The following is a 17,343-nucleotide window of genomic DNA, read 5'->3' as shown; positions in this document are numbered from 1 at the left end:
CCGTCTGGTAGGTATGGGGCTGTGAGCAGCGAGAAGGGGAACGGGGTGAGCGGCGAGGGGCCCGAGCAGCTTGCGCTGATCCGGGAGACCGTGCGCAAGGCGAAGGTGCCGAAGGCGAAGCCGCGGACGTGGCGGGGGGCCGCGCTCGCGAAGGAGCTGCCGGTCGCGCGGGTGGTGGTGAACAAGGGGGTGCTGCACCTCGACCAGTTCTTCGACTACGCGGTGCCCGAGGAGCTCGACGAGGTCGCGCGGCCGGGCGTGCGGGTGCGGGTGCGGTTCGGGGCCGGTTCGGGGCAGGTGCGGGGCGGGCGCCGGGAGGGCGGGCGGCTGATCGACGGGTTCCTCGTCGAGCGGCGGGCCGTGTCCGACTACTCCGGGCCGCTGGCCGCGCTCGCCGACGTGGTGTCGCCCGAGCCGGTGCTCGGGCCCGAGCTGCTCGCGCTCGCGCGGGCCGTCGCCGACCGGTACGCGGGCAGCCTCGCCGACGTGCTGCAGCTCGCCGTGCCGCCGCGCAACGCCGCCGCCGAGCGGCGGGCCTCGCCCGCGCCGCTGCCGCCGCCCCCGCCGCCGGAGCCGGGTACCTGGGGGCGGTACGAGCAGGGGCCGGCGTTCCTGGAGTCGCTGGCGCGCGGCGGGGCGCCCCGGGCGGTGTGGACGGCGCTGCCGGGGCCGCACTGGGCCGAGGAGATCGCCCGCGCGGTCGCCGCCACGCTCGCCTCCGGCCGCGGCGCCCTCGTCGTCGTGCCCGACGGGCGGGCCGTCGGGCGTGTCGACGCGGCGCTGACCGCCGTCCTGGGGGAGGGGCGGCACGCGGTGCTCACCGCCGAGGCCGGGCCCGAGAAGCGGTACGGGCAGTGGCTCGCCGTGCGGCGCGGCTCCGTGCGGGCCGTCGTCGGCACCCGCGCCGCCATGTTCGCGCCCGTCCGGGATCCGGGCCTCGTCGTCATCTGGGACGACGGCGACGGCAGCCACAGCGACCCGCACGCCCCGCAGCCGCACGCCCGTGAGGTGCTGCTGCTGCGCGCCGCGCACGACCGGTGCGCCTTCCTGCTCGGCGCCACCGGCTGCACCGTGGAGGCCGCGCAGCTCGTCGAGTCCGGCTGGGCCCGGCCCCTCGCCGCGAGCCGCGAGGAGGTCCGCAGGGCCGCGCCCCGGGTGCGTACCGTCGGCGACGACCTGCTCGCCCGGGACGGGGCCGCGCGCGCCGCCCGGCTGCCCTCGCTCGCCTGGGAGACGCTCCGGGACGGGCTGCGCTCCGGGCCGGTCCTCATCCAGGTGCCCCGTCGCGGGTACGTGCCCCGGCTCGCCTGCCAGCAGTGCCGGACGCCCGCCCGCTGCCGGCACTGCGCCGGGCCGCTGGAGGCCCCCGACCAGCGCGAGCTGCACTGCGGCTGGTGCGGGCGCGAGGCCCCCGACTGGCACTGCGAGGCGTGCGGCTCCACCCGGCTGCGCGCCCAGGTCGTCGGTGCCCGCAGGACCGCGGAGGAGCTCGGCCGGGCCTTCCCCGCCGTGCCGGTGCGGACCTCCGGCCGCGATCACGTCCTGGACCGGGTCCCGGACCGCCCCGCCCTCGTCGTCTCCACCCCCGGCGCCGAACCGGTCGCCGACGGCGGCTACGCGGCCGCGCTGCTGCTCGACGGCTGGGCCCTGCTCGGCCGCCCCGACCTGCGGGCCGGCGAGGAGGCGCTGCGGCGCTGGATGGACGCGGCCTCGCTGGTCAGGGGCCAGGCGGAGGGCGGCACCGTGGTGGTGGTCGCCGAGCCGACGCTCCGGCCCGTGCAGGCGCTCGTCCGGTGGGACCCGGTCGGGCACGCCCAGCGGGAGCTGGCCGAGCGGGCCGAGCTGGGATTCCCGCCGGTCTCCCGGATGGCCGCGGTGACCGGACCGCCCGAGGCGGTGGCGACCTTCCTCACGGGTGCCGCGCTGCCCATGGACGCGGAGGTCCTGGGGCCGGTGCCGCTGCCGGTGGTCCGTCCGGGGGCCGTCCGCCGGCCCGGCGACCCGCCGCCCGGCGAGCAGTGGGACCGGGCTCTCGTCCGGGTCCCGCCGGGCAGCGGCGCGGCGCTCGCGCAGGCCCTCAAGCACGCCCGGGCGAGCCGTCAGGCGCGCGGCACCGGTGACCCCGTCTGGGTCAGGGTGGATCCGCCGGACATCGGCTGACGGACGGCGGAGCGGACACGGCGACGGCCGCCGCCCCCCTTCGGCCGGGGGACGGCGGCCGGTCGTCGGCCCCGCGCGGTCAGCCGTTGCGCGGGCTGGGGAAGGCGGGGGAGCGGGGCTCCTCGCGGAGGGTGGCGCTGCCCGAGGTGGGCTGCGGCGGCATGCTGCGGGCGGCGGGCACCGACGGCAGGGTGCGGGTCGCGCCCGGCTCGGCGACGCCGTGCTGCTCCGGCTCCACCGCGGGCTGCTGGGGCGCCCGGCGGGCGCCGTAACGGCGGTGGACGGCCTGCTTGGTGACACCCAGCGCGGAACCGACGGCGTCCCAGGAGAACCCGAGGGAGCGGTCGAACTCGACGGCCGCGGTCACCAGGGTCTCGACGCTGTCGCGGAGCTCCTGGGCGAGCCGAACGGTGGGGGCGGGGGCGCGGCCGTAGACGACGAAGCCCGTGGACGGGCCGGAGCGGCGAGGGCGGTAGACATTGCCCAGCTGGGCCGTGAGCGTGCGCAGTGCGTCCACCTGCCGCCGGACCCGCTCGATGTCCCGCACCAACAGGTGCAGACTCGCCCGGGCTTGGGCGTCGTGGGTTGCGTGGTCGGCCATGTGAAAGCCTCTCGAACCGGCGATGGAAGGGCGGGCGGCCGCAGGGGGACGGCAGCCCGATTCGGTCAATCTCTCTTGACCAACGCGCCACCGGGACTTGGGTCACGCTGCGGGGGCGTACACGCATATGCGCAGGGCGCTCACCGCCGCGCACGCCCCCTCTCCGCGCGCGCCGCACGCGAGCCCCTCCGACCGCCCTCGCGCCGTACGGCGGCGCCCCGTCCGTGCCCCCGATCCTCTGCGGGAGACAGCGCCTAGACTGGTGTGTCGCTCGCAACACCCCCGGACAGACAGGCAGTCGCCACCCATGAAGCTGGTCTTCGCAGGCACCCCCGAGGTCGCCGTTCCCGCCCTGGACGCCCTGCTCGCCTCGGGCCGGCACGAGGTGGCGGCCGTGGTCACCCGGCCGGACGCGCCGGCGGGGCGCGGGCGGCGGCTCGTCGCCAGTCCGGTCGCCCAGCGGGCCGAGGAGGAGGGCATCGAGATCCTGCGGCCGGCCCACCCGCGCGACGAGGACTTCCTCGCCCGGCTGCGCGAGATCGCCCCCGACTGCTGCCCGGTCGTCGCCTACGGCGCGCTGCTGCCGCAGAAGGCCCTCGACATCCCGGCGCACGGCTGGGTCAACCTGCACTTCTCCCTCCTCCCGGCCTGGCGCGGCGCCGCCCCCGTCCAGCACGCGGTGATGGCGGGCGACGAGGTGACCGGCGCCTCCACCTTCCAGATCGAGCGGGGTCTCGACTCCGGCCCGGTCTACGGCGTGATCACCGAGGAGATCCGCCCCACCGACACCAGCGGCGACCTGCTCACCCGCCTCGCCTTCGCCGGCGCCGGGCTGCTCTCGGCGACCATGGACGGCATCGAGGACGGCACCCTGAAGGCCGTCCCGCAGCCCGCCGACGGCATCACCCTGGCCCCGAAGATCGAGGTCGAGGACGCCCACGTCGACTTCGCCGCCCCGGCCCTCCGCGTCGACCGCGTCGTCCGCGGCTGCACCCCCGCCCCCGGCGCCTGGACCCTCTTCCGCGGCGAGCGGCTCAAGCTCATCCACGTCGCCCCCGTCGCCGACCGCACCGACCTCGCCCCCGGCGAGCTGGCGGTCGGCAAGAACAACGTGTACGCGGGCACCGGGTCGTACGCCGTCGAGCTGCTGTGGGTCCAGCCCCAGGGCAAGAAGCCCATGAAGGCCGCCGACTGGGCCCGCGGCGTCCGCATCGCCCCGGGCGAGCGCCTGGGCGCGTGACCCCGCTGCCGCTCCCCGACGGCCCCTGGGACGCCTGGGAGCTCCGCCGGTACGACGGCAGCCGGCTCACCCTGGCCGCGGGGTACGACCTCACGTACCACCACGGCCTGGAGGTCGAGCTGACGGACGTGCTCTACGTCCGGTGCCCGACGGCCTTCATGGACCCCGTCTTCCGCGAGCCCACGGCGGAGGAGCGGGCCGAGGTCGTCCGGAGCACCGGCGAGGAGCCGCCCGTGCTCCTCGCCTTCGACGCGGACGGCGGCGGCACCGCGCCCGTCACCTGCCTCCTGGCCGCCGGGGCGTGGGCGATCCGCCAGGGGCGTTTTCCCCGGTAGGGGCGCGCGGACGTAGGCTGGGTGGGTTCGACCCCTCATTTCGTCACGCGGAGCACCTTTGAGCGAGCAGGCACGTCGCCGTCCCCCCAAGCCCCACCGCCGGCCCAAGAAGGATCCCGTGCGGATGCTCGCCTTCGAGGTGCTCCGGGCGGTCGACGAGCGGGACGCGTACGCCAACCTCGTGCTGCCCCCGCTGCTGCGCAAGGCGCGCGAGAAGGAGGGCTTCGAGGCGCGGGACGCGGCCCTCGCGACCGAGCTGGTCTACGGGACGCTGCGGCGGCAGGGCACGTACGACGCGATCATCGCGGCCTGCGTCGACCGGCCCCTGCGTGAGGTCGACCCGCCCGTCCTGGACGTGCTGTCGCTCGGCGCCCACCAGCTGCTCGGGACCCGCATCCCGCCGCACGCCGCCGTCTCCGCCACCGTCGAGCTGGCCCGCGTGGTGCTGGGCGAGGGGCGCGCCAAGTTCGTCAACGCCGTGCTGCGGAAGATCACGCGGCAGGACCTCGACGCCTGGCTGGCCGAGGTCGCCCCGCCGTACGAGAAGGACGCCGAGGACCACCTCGCCGTCATGCACTCCCACCCCCGCTGGGTGGTCTCCGCGCTCTGGGACGCGCTCGGCGGCGGCCGGGCCGGCATCGAGGCGCTCCTGGAGGCCGACAACGAGCGGCCCGAGGTCACCCTCGTCGCCCGCCCCGGCCGGGTCACCGTCGACGAGCTGGCCGACGCCGCCGAGACCGAGCCGGGCCGCTGGTCCCCGTACGCCCTGCGGCTCGCCGACGGCGGCGAGCCCGGCGCCATCGAGGCCGTCAGGGACGGCCGGGCCGGCGTCCAGGACGAGGGCAGTCAGCTCGTCGCGATCGCGCTGGCCAACGCGCCGCTCGAAGGCCCCGACACCCGCTGGCTGGACGGCTGCGCCGGTCCCGGCGGCAAGGCCGCCCTGCTCGGGGCGCTGGCCGCCGAGCGCGGCGCCGCCCTGCTCGCCTCCGAGAAGCAGCCGCACCGCGCCCGGCTCGTCGAGCGCGCCCTGGCCGGCAACCCCGGCCCGTACCAGGTCATCGCCGCCGACGGCACCCGCCCGCCGTGGCGCGAGGGCGTTTTCGACCGCGTCCTCGTCGACGTGCCCTGCTCCGGGCTCGGCGCCCTGCGCCGCCGCCCCGAGGCCCGCTGGCGCCGCCGCCCCGAGGACCTCGACGGCTTCGCCCCGCTCCAGCGCGGGCTGCTCACCGAGGCGCTCAGGGCCGTCCGCGTCGGCGGAGTCGTCGGTTACGCGACCTGCTCGCCGCACCTCGCCGAGACCCGGGTCGTCGTGGACGACGTCCTGAAGAAGCTCGGGGGCGCCGAGCTGATCGACGCCCGGCCCCTCTTCCCCGGTGTCGAGCGGCTCGGCGACGGTCCCGACGTCCAGCTGTGGCCGCATCTGCACGGTACGGACGCCATGTATCTGGCGTTGATCCGCCGGACGGCCTGACGGTTTCCGCTGGTCCGTACCAGTACGTCCGGTGCCGTGAGGGCCGAGCGTCGGTTCGCGGCAAAGAAGTCCCCAAGAACGTGGCAGGCTTGGCTCATGGCGCAGATCAATCCCAGCATCCTCTCCGCAGACTTCGCCCGCCTCGCGGACGAGGCCAAGGCCGTCGACGGGGCCGACTGGCTGCACGTCGACGTCATGGACAACCACTTCGTGCCCAACCTGACGCTGGGCGTGCCGATCGTCGAGTCGCTCAGCCGGGCCACCGACACCCCCCTCGACTGCCACCTGATGATCGAGGACCCGGACCGCTGGGCGCCGCAGTACGTCGAGGCGGGCGCCGGCTCGGTCACGTTCCACGTCGAGGCCGCCGCCGCGCCGGTCCGGCTCGCCCGGGAGATCCGCGCCAAGGGCGCCAGGGCCTCCATGGCGCTCAAGCCGGCCACCCCCATCGAGCCCTTCGAGGACCTGCTCCCCGAGCTCGACATGCTGCTCATCATGACCGTCGAGCCCGGCTTCGGCGGCCAGGCCTTCCTCGACATCATGCTGCCCAAGATCCGCCGCACCCGTGAGCTGATCTCCAAGCACGGCCTGGAACTGTGGCTCCAGGTCGACGGCGGCGTCTCCGAGGCGACCATCGAGCGCTGCGCCGAGGCGGGCGCCGACGTCTTCGTGGCCGGCTCGGCGGTCTACGGCGCGGCCGACCCGGCCGCCGCGGTGGCCGGGCTGCGGGCCAAGGCGGAGGCCGCCACGGCCGGCGCCGCCTGGGCATGTGGCCACTGAGCCTCCGGCTGATGAACGCGGTCCGACGGGCCGCCGACAGGACTGATCAAGGCCCGCCGTTTCTGACAGGATGAACAGCGGGTCCAGAGTGTGAACGAACACGGATCGTGGACAGCGGTGCGTGAACAGCAGTGAGGAGATCGCGGTGGCGGGAATGTCGGCGGGACGGTCGGCCCTGCGGATGGGCCCCGCGGAGCTGGTGCAGGCGGCGGCCATGGCGCGCCGCTTCTACCTGGAGGGGAAGTCCAAGATCCAGATCGCCGAGGAGTTCGGCGTGAGCCGCTTCAAGGTGGCCCGGGTCCTGGAGACCGCTCTGGAGCGGGATCTCGTACGCATCGAGATCCGGGTACCGGCCGAGCTGGACGCCGAACGTTCCGACGCGCTGCGCGCCCGTTACGGGCTCCGCCACGCCGTCGTCGTCGAGTCCCCGGCCGAGGACGACGAGTCGCCCGACCCGGAGAACCTCGGCGAGGTCGCCGCCGACCTCCTCGGCGAGCTCGTCACCGAGGGCGACGTCCTCGGCCTGGCCTGGGGCCGCTCGACCATCCACATGGCGGCCGCCCTCGACCGGCTGCCCCCGTGCACGGTCGTGCAGCTCACCGGCGTGTACGACGCCGGGACCGCCGAGCGCGGCTCGGTGGAGGCCGTCCGGCGGGCCGCCCAGGTCTCCGGCGGCGAGGCCCACCCCATCTACGCGCCCATGCTGCTGCCCGACCCGGCCACCGCCGCGGCGCTGCGCAACCAGACCGGCATCGCGCGGGCCTTCGAGTACTTCGACAAGGTCACCGTCGCCTGCGTCTCCATCGGCTCCTGGGAGCCGGGCATCTCGACCGTCCACGACATGCTCACCGAGGAGGAGCGCGCCCACTACGCCACCCTCGGCGTGGCCGCGGAGATGTCCGCGCACCTCTTCGACTCCGAGGGCCGCCGGGTCGGCCGCGACCTCGGCGAGCGGTGCATCACCGTCGAGGCGGACCGGCTGCGCCGGATCCCCGAGGTCGTCGCCATCGCGGGCGGCCAGCGCAAGGCGGCGGCGATCGGCGCGGTGCTCCGCTCCGGCCTCGTCACCAGCCTCGTCACCGACCGCTCGGCCGCCGACTACCTGCTCACCGAGTTCAGCCCGGGCCCGCGCCCGGCCCTCGACCGCAAGGACCCGGACACCGGCACCGACGCCCGCTGAGCCCGGACGGAGGGCGCCGACCGCGGTGGGACCCGGTCGGCGCCCTCCGCCGTACCCGGGGCCCCGCACGGGCCCGTCCCGGCCTCCGCACGGGCTTGTCCCGTTCCGGGTGTTCCCCGGGCGCGCCCCCGGGGCCGGTCCGGGGGCCGGTGGCAGCATCGGGGGATGATCGCTCGTCGCCTCCGGTCGGGGCTCGGCGTCCTGGCCGGGCTGACCCTGCTGCTCACCGGCTGCACCGCCGGGACCGCCACGCCGACCGCGACCGCGGTCCCGTCCCGTACCGCCGTGACGGCCGCCCCCGCGCCCTCGGGGCGGGCCACCGCCACGCCCGTCTCGGACCTCCCCACCGTCCGGGAGTCGGAGCTGCCGCCCGAGGCGCGCGAGACCCTCGCGCTGATCCGGGCCGGCGGACCCTTCCCGTACGCCAAGGACGGCAGCGTCTTCTCGAACTTCGAGCGGATCCTGCCGCCCAGGAAGCGCGGCTACTACCACGAGTACACCGTCCGTACCCCCGGCGAACGCGACCGCGGGGCGCGTCGCGTCGTCACCGGCGGGGAGGGCGAGCGGTACTACACCGACGACCACTACGAGAGCTTCCGGGAGGTGGTCGGCGATGAGGATCGATGACCCCGTCGTCCTCGATCTGCGCGGCGTCACCGACAAGGCGGGCTTCATGGACCGCTGCGCGGACGCGTTCGGCCTGCCGGACTGGTTCGGCCGCAACTGGGACGCGCTGGCCGAGAGCCTCGGCGGACTGCCCCGGCCCGTCGCCGTCGTGGTGACCCACTGGCAGGGTTACGCGCGCCGCGCGCCGCGCGACTGGGACCTCGCCCAGGAGGTCTTCGCGACGGCCGTCGAGGAGTCCGGCGAGCGGCTCTCGGTGCTGGTCGCCCTCGGATCGCCGGGGGGAGGCGAGGAGTGAGGACGTACACCGTGGGGAGTACGGCGTGCGCCGGGGGAGTACGCCGGGATGTCGGCGGACGGGGGACGCGGGCGGGGCGGCCGGATTCCTAGCGTGTGGGGCGTCGGGCGGAAGCGCCGCCCCTCACCGTCCGGAGGCCTCTCGTGCAGACACGCTCGCCGTTCTCCTTCTCCTCCTCTTCCTCTTCCTCCTCCGTCGTCGTCGCCGGGGTCGGTGCCGCCGTGGCCGGGATCGCCGCCGCCGACCTGCTGAACCCGGGGTACAGCCCGGTCACCGAGGTGATCAGCCGGTACGTCAACGGCACCGCCGGCTGGCTGGTCGCCACGGCCCTGCTGCTGATCGCCGGGGCGTCCGCCCTCCTCCTCGCCCTGCTGCGGCGCGCCGGGGCCCCACGGGGCGGCCGGTGGGCGGTGGGGGTGTGGACCGTCGGCGTCCTGGTCGCCGGGGTGTTCCCGGCCGACCCGCCCGGGCGGTGGAGCCGGCCCTCCACCTCGGACCTCGTCCACGGCACCGCCGCCACCCCCGCCTTCCTCGCCCTGCCCATCGCCGCGCTGGTGCTGCACCGGTGGCTGGCCCGGCGCCGGCCGGGCGCCGCCGGGGTGCTGCGGGCCGTGCTCGTCACCTCGCTCGTCTCGACCGTCGCGCTGCTCGTCTGCCTGGTGGATGTCATGGACGGGCCGTCGCTGGGCACCGCCGCCGTGCCCACCGTGGTCGGGCTCGTCGAGCGGGTCGCCTTCGGCACCGCCCTGCTCTGGGTGGCGCTGGCCGCCGTCGCCGCCGCCCGCCCGGAGGAGCGCGCGTGAGGTGCGAACGGCCCTGGTCCCGCGCGGGCGTTGGGCAGAATGAGCCGGTGAGCGAAGAACGTTTCCGTGATGGACGGAAGGGTGGGACGGGGGCCGTGCGGGTCGCCGCAGCGGCGGTGACGGCGGTCGCCGTGGTCACCGCCGAGGCCCTGGCGGGCGAGGGCCCGCTCCTGGTCGGCGCGGTGCCGTACGCCCTCGGCCTGGCCGTACTGGTCCTCGCGGCCGGCCGGTGGCCGCGCGCCGCCCTCCTGGCGAGCGTCCAGACCGTCATCGCCTTCCGGGGCGCCGGCATGTCGGACGTGGGCTGGATCTGGCCCGCCTCCGCCGCGTACTTCCTCGTGGCGGCCGGCGACGGTGCCGGAGCCGTACGGGACGAGGCGGGGAAGCGGCTCGGCACGCTGCTGCGGCGGGTGCCGCGCGGGCTCCCCTTCGCCGTGGCCGTCGGGGTCTTCCAGGTGCTCTTCGCGGCGAACTGGGAGCGGTACGTCGCCGGGCTCGGCGGCCGGGAGGTGGTCGCCGAACTCGGCGCGGAGACCCTCTGGCTCGCCCTCGTCCTGGCCGCCGCGACCGCCTGGCGCAACGGCCGCAACTGGCGCCGCGAGGAGGCGGCCGGACGGGAACGCGCCGCCCGGGAGCGGGCGGCGGAGGCCCGGCGGCGCGCCGAGGCGGAGCGGCTCAGGATCGCCCGCGAGCTGCACGACGTGGTCGCGCACACCCTGACCGTCGTCGGCGTGCAGCTGCGGGTGGCCGTCGAGGCCCTCGACGACGAACCGGCGGAGGCACGGGCCGCGCTGCGGACCGCGCAGGAGGTCCGCGCGACCGCCGTCGCCGACCTGCGCGCGCTCATCGGCGTCCTGCGCGACCCCGGGGAGGACCCGGGAGGGATGGAACTCGCCCCGGGGCGGGGACTCGACGGCGTCGCCGACCTGGTGGAGGGCGTACGGGCCGCCGGACTCCGGGCGGCCGTCGAGACCGAGGGCGACCCGGCCGGGGTCCCGGCGCCCGTCGCGCTCGCCGTCTACCGGATCGTCCAGGAGTCGCTGACCAACGCGGTACGGCACTCCGGCGGCACCCGCGTCGACGTCCGGCTGCGGTACGGCCCCGAGGCCGTCCGCGTCGAGATCGCCGACGACGGCACGGGCATCGGTATCGGCGCCGGGGCCGGGGCCGGGAGCGAGGGGGGTGCGGGCGGTGGCGGTCACGGGGTCGCCGGGATGCGGGAGCGGGTCTCCGTCCTCGGCGGCGAGTTCGCCTCCGGACCGGGCGAGCACGGCGGACACACCGTCCGGGCCGTGATTCCTGTGCCAAGCTGACGATCATGACGATCTCGGTACTGCTCGCCGACGACCAGGCCCTCGTCCGGGCCGGTTTCCGCAGCCTGCTCCGCCGCACCCGCGACATCGAGGTGGTCGGCGAGGCGGCCACCGGCGACGAGGCGCTGCGCGCCGTCCGGGAGCTGCGCCCCGACGTCGTCCTGATGGACATCCGCATGCCGGGGACGGACGGGCTGACCGCCACCGAGGCCCTCACCCGGGACCCGGAACTCGCCGGCACCCGGGTCATCGTCCTGACCACCTTCGAGACCGACGAGTACGTCTTCGCGGCGCTGCGCGCGGGCGCCGGCGGCTTCCTCACCAAGGAGATCGAACCGGACGACCTGCGCCAGGCGATCCGGGCGGTCGCCGCGGGCGACGCCCTGCTCTCGCCGAGCGCGACCCGCCGGGTCGTCGCGGAGTTCGCCCACCGGGCGCCCACCGCCACCGTCGCCGCCGAGCGGCTCACCGCGCTCACCGCCCGCGAGCGCGAGGTGGTCGCCCTGGTCGCGGCCGGGCTCTCCAACGAGCGGATCGCCGAACGGCTGGTGATCTCACCGCTGACGGCCAAGACCCACGTCACCCGGGCGATCACCAAGCTCGGGGTGCGTGACCGCGTCCAGCTCGTCGTCCTCGCGTACGAGACGGGGCTGATCCGCCCCGGCCACACCGCGGAAAGCGAGGGATGACCGAAAGCATTCGGGCGATCCTCCGAAAGGACGGTCGTGAGGCTCGGAGGATTCGCCCGGGGCTGGTATCCGTACCGGCGTGGGACAATGAACTACGTGCTTTTTCCCCTGGCTGAAATGCCTAGGGGCCGATCCGAACGACTGGGATGTCAGCACGTGCGTTTCCTCAATGACGTCAAGCCGCCGTACGACCTCACGTACGACGATGTGTTCATGGTGCCGAGCCGGTCGGCCGTCGGCTCCCGACAGGCCGTGGACCTCTCCGCGCCGGACGGCACCGGCACGACGATCCCGCTGGTCGTCGCCAACATGACCGCGATCGCCGGCCGCCGCATGGCCGAGACGGTCGCCCGCCGGGGCGGCATCGTCGTCATCCCCCAGGACATCCCGATCGAGGTCGTCACCGAGGTCGTCTCCTGGGTGAAGGGCCGCCACCTGGTCCTCGACACGCCCATCGTCCTGGAGCCGCACCAGACCGTCGCCGACGCCCTCGCGCTGCTGCCCAAGCGGGCGCACGAGGCCGGTGTCGTCGTCGACGAGCACCGTCGCCCGGTCGGCGTCGTCACCGACGCGGACCTCACCGGCGTCGACCGCTTCACCCAGCTCTCCGAGGTCATGTCCAAGGACCTCCTGCTGCTCGACGCGGACATCGACCCCCGCGAGGCCTTCAACACCCTCGACGGCGCCAACCGCCGCTACGCCCCCGCCGTCGACGCGGACGGCAAGCTGGTCGGCATCCTCACCCGCAAGGGCGCCCTGCGCGCCACCCTGTACACCCCGGCCGTCGACAAGGACGGCAGGCTGCGGATCGCCGCGGCCGTCGGCATCAACGGCGACGTGGCCGGCAAGGCCAAGCAGCTGCTCGACGCGGGTGTCGACACGCTCGTCATCGACACCGCCCACGGGCACCAGGAGTCGATGATCTCCGCGATCAAGACCGTGCGGGCGCTCGACCCGCAGGTCCCGATCGTCGCGGGCAACATCGTCTCCGCCGAGGGCGTCAAGGACCTCATCGAGGCCGGCGCGGACATCATCAAGGTCGGCGTGGGCCCCGGTGCCATGTGCACCACCCGCATGATGACCGGTGTCGGCCGCCCGCAGTTCTCGGCCGTCCTGGAGTGCGCCGCCGAGGCGAAGAAGTACGGCAAGCACGTCTGGGCCGACGGTGGCGTGCGGCACCCGCGCGACGTCGCCATGGCGCTCGCCGCGGGCGCGTCCAACGTGATGATCGGCTCCTGGTTCGCGGGGACGTACGAGTCCCCCGGCGACCTGCAGCACGACGCGCAGGGCCGCGCCTACAAGGAGTCCTTCGGCATGGCGTCGGCTCGGGCGGTGCGGAACCGGACGTCCGAGGAGTCCTCGTACGACCGGGCGCGCAAGGCGCTGTTCGAGGAGGGCATCTCGACGTCGCGGATGTTCCTCGACCCGACCCGTCCGGGCGTCGAGGACCTGATCGACTCGATCATCGCGGGTGTGCGGTCGTCGTGCACCTACGCGGGTGCGAGCACGCTGGCCGAGTTCGAGGAGAAGGCCGTCGTGGGCATCCAGTCCGCCGCCGGCTACGCCGAGGGCAAGCCCCTCCACGCCAGCTGGAGCTGACACCCCAGGGCGCCGCCCCGGCGGGGCGGCGCCCTCCTCCCGCCCCCGTGCGGGCGGCCCGCCCGTTCCGGCCTAGCGGAACGGGAACGTAGACCCGCAACGGAACGGCGGCCCGGACAGGGCGCTCGTCACCGCCTCCGCCAGGCGGCGGTGACCCGTGTCGTCGGGGTGGAGGCCGTCCGCCAGGTGCTCGGGGCGGAGCAGGGGGCGGCCCGGCAGGACGAGGAGGCGGCCGTCGCCCTCCGCCGCCAGCTCGTGGCCCGCCCGCTCCATCGCCCGGCGCAGCTCCGTGAGCGTCGCTCCCAGCGCGTTGCGGGTGTGCTCCGCGGCCGGGCGCAGCACGGGGGAGACCAGGAGGAGCGGGGTGCGGGGGTGCCCCCGCCGCACCAGCCGCACGAAGGAGCGCACCGTCGCGTGCAGCCACTCCGGCGTCGCCGGCACCCGGTCCCAGCAGTTGGTGCCGAACGCCAGGGTGATCAGGTCGCCCTGGAGCCGGGAGAGGTGCTCCGCCAGCGCGAGTTCGCCGCGCGCCCCGCCCGCGTACCCGAGGTTCACCGGGTCGAGTCCGAGCGCGCGCCCCGCCGCCGCGGGCCAGGCGTGGGCCGGCCGGGTGGACCACCAGCCCTCGGTGATGGAGTCGCCGTGGACCAGCCACCGGGGCCGCGCGGGCGCCGGTGAGAGCGCCCCGCCGACGGCCCGTACGCCGCGCACGACCGGCGCCTGACCCTCCGGCAGGTGGACGGTGAACTCCCCGCCGCCCGGCGGGAGTCGGAGCCGTACCGTGGTCTCCTCCGCCGGCTCCGCGAAGACCTCCCGCACACATCGTCCGCCCTCCCAGAGCGCGAACGCGTGCCGCAGCGCGCGCAGTTCGTCGCCGGCCGGCGGGACCTCCGCCCGGTAGCGGAGCTCGACCGCCGAAGTGCCGGGCTCCGCGCGGAACTCCACCCGCACCCCGATCGGCAGCGCGGCCCGCTCCGCGATGTCCCAGGGCAGCCGTTCCAGGTCGGCGGGGTCGGCGCGGACCGCCCGGTCGCCGTCGCGCCAGGCCGTGCCGCGCAGAAAGGGTTCGGGCTCCAGCCAGCTCACTCGGCACCTCCGATCGGCCCGGTGCAGGGTGGGCCACGGGCGGCGAGGAGTCAAGGCATGCGCTCCGGATCCGTCCTGTCCCCTGATGTGTCGATTCATGCGGGGGCGCGCAATGTTTCCCCGTCCGGGCCGGAAGTGCGCAATGATCATCCGCCACTGCGCAACAACACTGCATTACGGATGCGAAGCGGAGCGCTAGGCTCATCCCTCGTACCAGGAGTGGCGGGGACCGCCTGCTCGGCGGACTTCCTGCCCCCGTGGGCTGCTTCGGCATGCCCGCGGAACCGGCACGCGGCCGCCGCGATCCCCGTCGTACCGACAGGCAGCGATAAGGAGCCTCCGCAGTGCTGGATCACGGCGCAGCCCCACCGGTCGAGTCCGCGACCGTCCCCAAGACCCCCTTCCTGACCGCCCTCGTCCGCCGCAAGCCGGTGGAACGCCTGGTCGCCGAGGGTGGGCAGGGTGAGGGCGGCAGTCTCCGCCGCTCGCTCTCCATGTGGCAGCTGACCATGATCAGCATCGGTGCCACGCTCGGCACGGGCATCTTCGTCGTCCTCGGCGAGGCGGTCCCCGAGGCCGGTCCCGCCGTGACGCTCGCCTTCGTCTTCGCCGGTCTCACCGCGCTCTTCTCGGCCCTCTCGTACGCCGAGCTGGCCGGCACCATCCCGGTCGCGGGCTCCTCCTACTCGTATGCGTACGCAACGATGGGTGAGCTCGTCGCCTGGGTCTGCGGCTGGTGTCTGATGCTGGAGTACGGCGTCTCGGTCGCGGCCGTGGCCGTCGGCTGGGGCGACTACCTGAACGAGCTGCTCGACGGCACGATCGGCGTCACCCTCCCCGCCGCGCTGAGCGCTCCGCCCGGCGAGGGCGGCGTCTTCAACCTGCCGGCGCTGATAGTCGTCGTCCTCGCGATGCTGTTCCTGATGGGCGGCGCCAAGGAGTCGGCCCGCGCGAACACGATCATGGTCGCGGTGAAGATCGCCGCCCTGGTCCTCTTCTGCGCCGTCGGTTTCATGGGCTTCAAGTCCGGCAACTACTCCGACTTCATGCCGCTCGGCCTGAGCAGCGTCGGCGCCGCCGGGGCCATCCTCTTCTTCTCGTACATCGGCTTCGACGCCGCCTCCACGGCCGGCGAGGAGGCGAAGAACCCCCAGCGCGACCTGCCCCGGGCGATCATGCTCTCGCTGGTCATCGTCACCGTGCTGTACGTCCTCGTCGCGGCCGTCGCCGTCGGCGCCTGGGACTGGAAGAAGTTCGCGGGCACCGACGCCACCCTCGCCGCGATCATGAACGACGTCACCGGCCAGAGCTTCTGGGGCACCCTGCTCGCCGCCGGCGCCGTGATCTCCATCGCCAGCGTGGTCCTCACCGTCCTCTACGGCCAGACCCGCATCCTCTTCGCGATGGCCCGCGACGGCCTCGTCCCGAAGGTCTTCGGCAAGGTCGACGCCAAGACCGGCACCCCGCGCACCAACACCGTCATCGTCTCGCTGCTCTGCGGCGGCCTCGCGGCCGTCGTCCCGCTCGGCGAGCTGGTCAACGCCACCAGCATCGGCACGCTCTTCGCCTTCGCCCTGGTCAACGTCGCCGTCGTGGTGCTCCGCTTCACCCGCCCCGACATGGAGCGCTCCTTCAAGGTGCCCTTCGGTCCGGTCTTCGCCGCCCTCGGCTTCCTCTGCTGCGGCTACAGCATGTACAGCCTCGACCTGATCACCTGGGTGTACTTCGGTGCCTGGATGGCCGCGGGACTCGTGTTCTACTTCCTGTACGGCATGCGCCGCTCCCGACTGGTCACCGAGCCCGTGACCACCGACGCAGAGAAGTGATCCACCCGTAGTGCGACTCAACGACCTCGACGAACGCATCGTCCACGCCCTCGCGGAAGACGCCCGCCGCAGCTACGCCGACATCGGCTCGCTCGTCGGCCTCTCCGCCCCCGCCGTGAAGCGGCGCGTGGACCGGCTCCGGGCCGAGGGCGCCATCACCGGCTTCACCGTACGGGTGGACCCGGCGGCGCTCGGCTGGGAGACGGAGGGCTTCGTCGAGATCTTCTGTCGCCACAACACCTCGCCGGACGACATCCGGCGGGGTCTGGAGCGGTACCCGGAGGTGGTGTCCGCGTCGACCGTCACCGGTGACGCGGACGCCGTCGTCCAGGTCTTCGCCTCCGACATGCGCCACTTCGAGCGCGTCCTGGAGCGGATCGCGGGCGAGCCCTTCGTGGAGCGCACCAAGTCCGTCCTGGTGCTCTCCCCGCTGCTGCGGCGCTTCTCCTCGGGCTCGCCCGCCTGACGCGCTACCCGGCCATGCCGTCGTAGATCCACGGCAGCACCCGGAAGTCCCCGCCGCCCCGTACGGCCTTCTCGTGCGGGGCGGCCGCGTTGCACGGCGGCACCTCGTCCGACAGCGGGGAGGAGGCCAGTCGGCTGTAGCCCAGCCGGTCGCGCTTCCCGTCGTCGTACACCGACACGCCGACACGCCGACCCGCTTGTTCCGCAGGCCCGGCACGTCCGTCTCCTCGACGATCCCGGTGACGGTCGCCACCGGACCCCCGGTGGAGAGGCAGTCGACCCGTACGAAGGCGGTGTGCTTCTCCTTCCCCATGGCGTGGCCGTACCGGAAGGTGCCGGTGGCGGCCCTCGGGTCGTTGCGGTCTGCCCCGGCCAGGTGCGCGTCGAAGGAGAAGCGGACCTTCTCCCCGGTGGCCGGGTCGCGGTCCAGCCAGGCCGCGCCGGTCAGCGCGGCCGCCTCCCGGTGCGCCCCGCCCTCCCGCCCGGTGGCGGCGGTGGTGGCGCCCGTGGCCCCGGCGCCGATCGGCAGGGCGACGGCGACGGCGGCGATCTTCGTACGGCGGTTCATGCCGGTCCTTCCGGCAGGTCGAGCGGACGCCCACCACTCTTCCGCCCGCGCCCCGTCCGGTCGTCGCGCCGGTGGAGGATCCGGGGGTACGCCGCCGGTCGCGGAGTGCGTACCCCCCGGTCCGATCGCCGCGCAACGAATCGCCGCCCCGGTCGTACATCGCGCAACGGTTCGACGGTCGGTCCGCAACGGTCCCGTCTTGTCCCGGCTGAGCCCGGAACCGTACCGTTTTGAACGTCTCCCGTAGACGCCCCTCCCTCCCCTCCGCCCCCATGAGGATCAGCATGCCCACTGTGCGCACCGCC

At 74.9% G+C, this 17,343-nt stretch carries 17 protein-coding genes; 14 read left to right on the top strand and 3 right to left on the bottom strand.

Annotated elements, in window-relative coordinates:
- Positions 1 to 21: 21 nt before the first annotated feature.
- Positions 22 to 2,160: a primosomal protein N' gene (locus AB0E19_RS12260; protein ID WP_362177374.1), complete on the top strand. Its 2,139-nt coding sequence runs from the start codon at positions 22 to 24 to the stop codon at positions 2,158 to 2,160.
- A gap of 79 nt (positions 2,161 to 2,239) precedes the next feature.
- On the opposite strand, the gene AB0E19_RS12255 is transcribed toward AB0E19_RS12260, so the two are convergent.
- Positions 2,240 to 2,761 (bottom strand): hypothetical protein, encoded by a 522-nt coding sequence (locus AB0E19_RS12255; protein WP_362177371.1) that lies wholly within the window; start codon positions 2,759 to 2,761, stop codon positions 2,240 to 2,242.
- 307 nt (positions 2,762 to 3,068) lie between these two features.
- Here AB0E19_RS12255 and fmt point away from each other — a divergent pair, with 307 nt between their 5' ends.
- From fmt to AB0E19_RS12200, 11 genes are all read left to right on the top strand, one after another.
- Positions 3,069 to 4,001: a methionyl-tRNA formyltransferase gene (gene fmt, locus AB0E19_RS12250; protein WP_362177368.1), complete on the top strand. Its 933-nt coding sequence runs from the start codon at positions 3,069 to 3,071 to the stop codon at positions 3,999 to 4,001.
- Positions 3,998 to 4,336 carry a hypothetical protein gene (locus AB0E19_RS12245; RefSeq protein ID WP_362177365.1) on the top strand — a complete coding sequence of 113 codons (339 nt, stop codon included), beginning with the start codon at positions 3,998 to 4,000 and terminating at the stop codon, positions 4,334 to 4,336. The genes fmt and AB0E19_RS12245 overlap by 4 nt, the downstream gene beginning before the upstream one ends.
- A 58-nt stretch (positions 4,337 to 4,394) precedes the next feature.
- Positions 4,395 to 5,807 (top strand): transcription antitermination factor NusB, encoded by a 1,413-nt coding sequence (locus tag AB0E19_RS12240; RefSeq protein ID WP_362177362.1) that lies wholly within the window; start codon positions 4,395 to 4,397, stop codon positions 5,805 to 5,807.
- Positions 5,808 to 5,903: 96 nt separating this feature from the next.
- Entirely contained in the window at positions 5,904 to 6,587 is a 684-nt protein-coding gene (gene rpe / locus AB0E19_RS12235; RefSeq protein WP_362177359.1) for a ribulose-phosphate 3-epimerase, read from the top strand.
- 121 nt (positions 6,588 to 6,708) lie between these two features.
- Positions 6,709 to 7,767 carry a sugar-binding domain-containing protein gene (locus tag AB0E19_RS12230; RefSeq protein ID WP_362177356.1) on the top strand — a complete coding sequence of 353 codons (1,059 nt, stop codon included), beginning with the start codon at positions 6,709 to 6,711 and terminating at the stop codon, positions 7,765 to 7,767.
- Positions 7,768 to 7,932: 165 nt separating this feature from the next.
- Entirely contained in the window at positions 7,933 to 8,394 is a 462-nt protein-coding gene (locus AB0E19_RS12225) for a ribonuclease domain-containing protein (RefSeq protein ID WP_362177353.1), read from the top strand.
- Positions 8,381 to 8,689 carry a barstar family protein gene (locus AB0E19_RS12220; protein WP_362177350.1) on the top strand — a complete coding sequence of 103 codons (309 nt, stop codon included), beginning with the start codon at positions 8,381 to 8,383 and terminating at the stop codon, positions 8,687 to 8,689. The genes AB0E19_RS12225 and AB0E19_RS12220 overlap by 14 nt, the downstream gene beginning before the upstream one ends.
- A 143-nt stretch (positions 8,690 to 8,832) precedes the next feature.
- On the top strand, positions 8,833 to 9,492 hold the full coding sequence (locus AB0E19_RS12215; RefSeq protein ID WP_362177347.1) for a DUF998 domain-containing protein: 660 nt from the start codon (positions 8,833 to 8,835) through the stop codon (positions 9,490 to 9,492).
- Positions 9,493 to 9,587: 95 nt separating this feature from the next.
- Positions 9,588 to 10,805 (top strand): histidine kinase, encoded by a 1,218-nt coding sequence (locus AB0E19_RS12210; RefSeq protein WP_362177344.1) that lies wholly within the window; start codon positions 9,588 to 9,590, stop codon positions 10,803 to 10,805.
- 5 nt (positions 10,806 to 10,810) lie between these two features.
- Positions 10,811 to 11,494, top strand: coding sequence for a response regulator transcription factor (locus AB0E19_RS12205; RefSeq protein ID WP_362177340.1), 684 nt, complete (start codon positions 10,811 to 10,813; stop codon positions 11,492 to 11,494).
- 156 nt (positions 11,495 to 11,650) lie between these two features.
- Positions 11,651 to 13,093 carry a GuaB1 family IMP dehydrogenase-related protein gene (locus AB0E19_RS12200; RefSeq protein ID WP_362177337.1) on the top strand — a complete coding sequence of 481 codons (1,443 nt, stop codon included), beginning with the start codon at positions 11,651 to 11,653 and terminating at the stop codon, positions 13,091 to 13,093.
- Positions 13,094 to 13,165: 72 nt separating this feature from the next.
- On the opposite strand, the gene AB0E19_RS12195 is transcribed toward AB0E19_RS12200, so the two are convergent.
- Positions 13,166 to 14,179: a GDSL-type esterase/lipase family protein gene (locus AB0E19_RS12195; protein ID WP_362177334.1), complete on the bottom strand. Its 1,014-nt coding sequence runs from the start codon at positions 14,177 to 14,179 to the stop codon at positions 13,166 to 13,168.
- Positions 14,180 to 14,523: 344 nt separating this feature from the next.
- On the opposite strand from AB0E19_RS12195, the gene AB0E19_RS12190 reads away from it, so the two are divergent.
- Together AB0E19_RS12190 and AB0E19_RS12185 are read left to right on the top strand one after the other, a co-directional pair.
- Entirely contained in the window at positions 14,524 to 16,005 is a 1,482-nt protein-coding gene (locus AB0E19_RS12190) for an amino acid permease (RefSeq protein ID WP_362177331.1), read from the top strand.
- Between the two features lie 10 nt (positions 16,006 to 16,015).
- Positions 16,016 to 16,471, top strand: a complete 456-nt coding sequence (locus AB0E19_RS12185; RefSeq protein WP_043223665.1) for an Lrp/AsnC family transcriptional regulator — start codon at positions 16,016 to 16,018, stop codon at positions 16,469 to 16,471.
- Positions 16,472 to 16,475: 4 nt separating this feature from the next.
- Here AB0E19_RS12185 and AB0E19_RS12180 read toward each other — a convergent pair whose 3' ends face one another.
- The gene (locus tag AB0E19_RS12180; RefSeq protein ID WP_362177327.1) at positions 16,476 to 16,649 is read right to left on the bottom strand and encodes a hypothetical protein; all 174 of its coding nucleotides are present in this window, start codon (positions 16,647 to 16,649) and stop codon (positions 16,476 to 16,478) included.
- Between the last annotated feature and the right edge of the window lie 694 nt (positions 16,650 to 17,343).

It is taken from the genome of Streptomyces sp. NPDC047974 (genome assembly GCF_040653375.1).
In the GTDB taxonomy this organism is placed as follows: Bacteria; Actinomycetota; Actinomycetes; order Streptomycetales; family Streptomycetaceae; genus Streptomyces.
This window is presented reverse-complemented; position numbering and strand designations above follow the sequence as displayed.

Excerpts from the sequence above, each read along its gene's own strand:
- AB0E19_RS12255 (WP_362177371.1), bottom strand. The coding sequence starts at position 2,761 with ATGGCCGACCACGCAACCCACGACGCCCAAGCCCGGGCGAGTCTGCAC.
- fmt (WP_362177368.1), top strand. The coding sequence starts at position 3,069 with ATGAAGCTGGTCTTCGCAGGCACCCCCGAGGTCGCCGTTCCCGCCCTG.
- rpe (WP_362177359.1), top strand. The coding sequence starts at position 5,904 with ATGGCGCAGATCAATCCCAGCATCCTCTCCGCAGACTTCGCCCGCCTC.
- AB0E19_RS12225 (WP_362177353.1), top strand. The coding sequence starts at position 7,933 with ATGATCGCTCGTCGCCTCCGGTCGGGGCTCGGCGTCCTGGCCGGGCTG.
- AB0E19_RS12220 (WP_362177350.1), top strand. The coding sequence starts at position 8,381 with ATGAGGATCGATGACCCCGTCGTCCTCGATCTGCGCGGCGTCACCGAC.
- AB0E19_RS12205 (WP_362177340.1), top strand. The coding sequence starts at position 10,811 with ATGACGATCTCGGTACTGCTCGCCGACGACCAGGCCCTCGTCCGGGCC.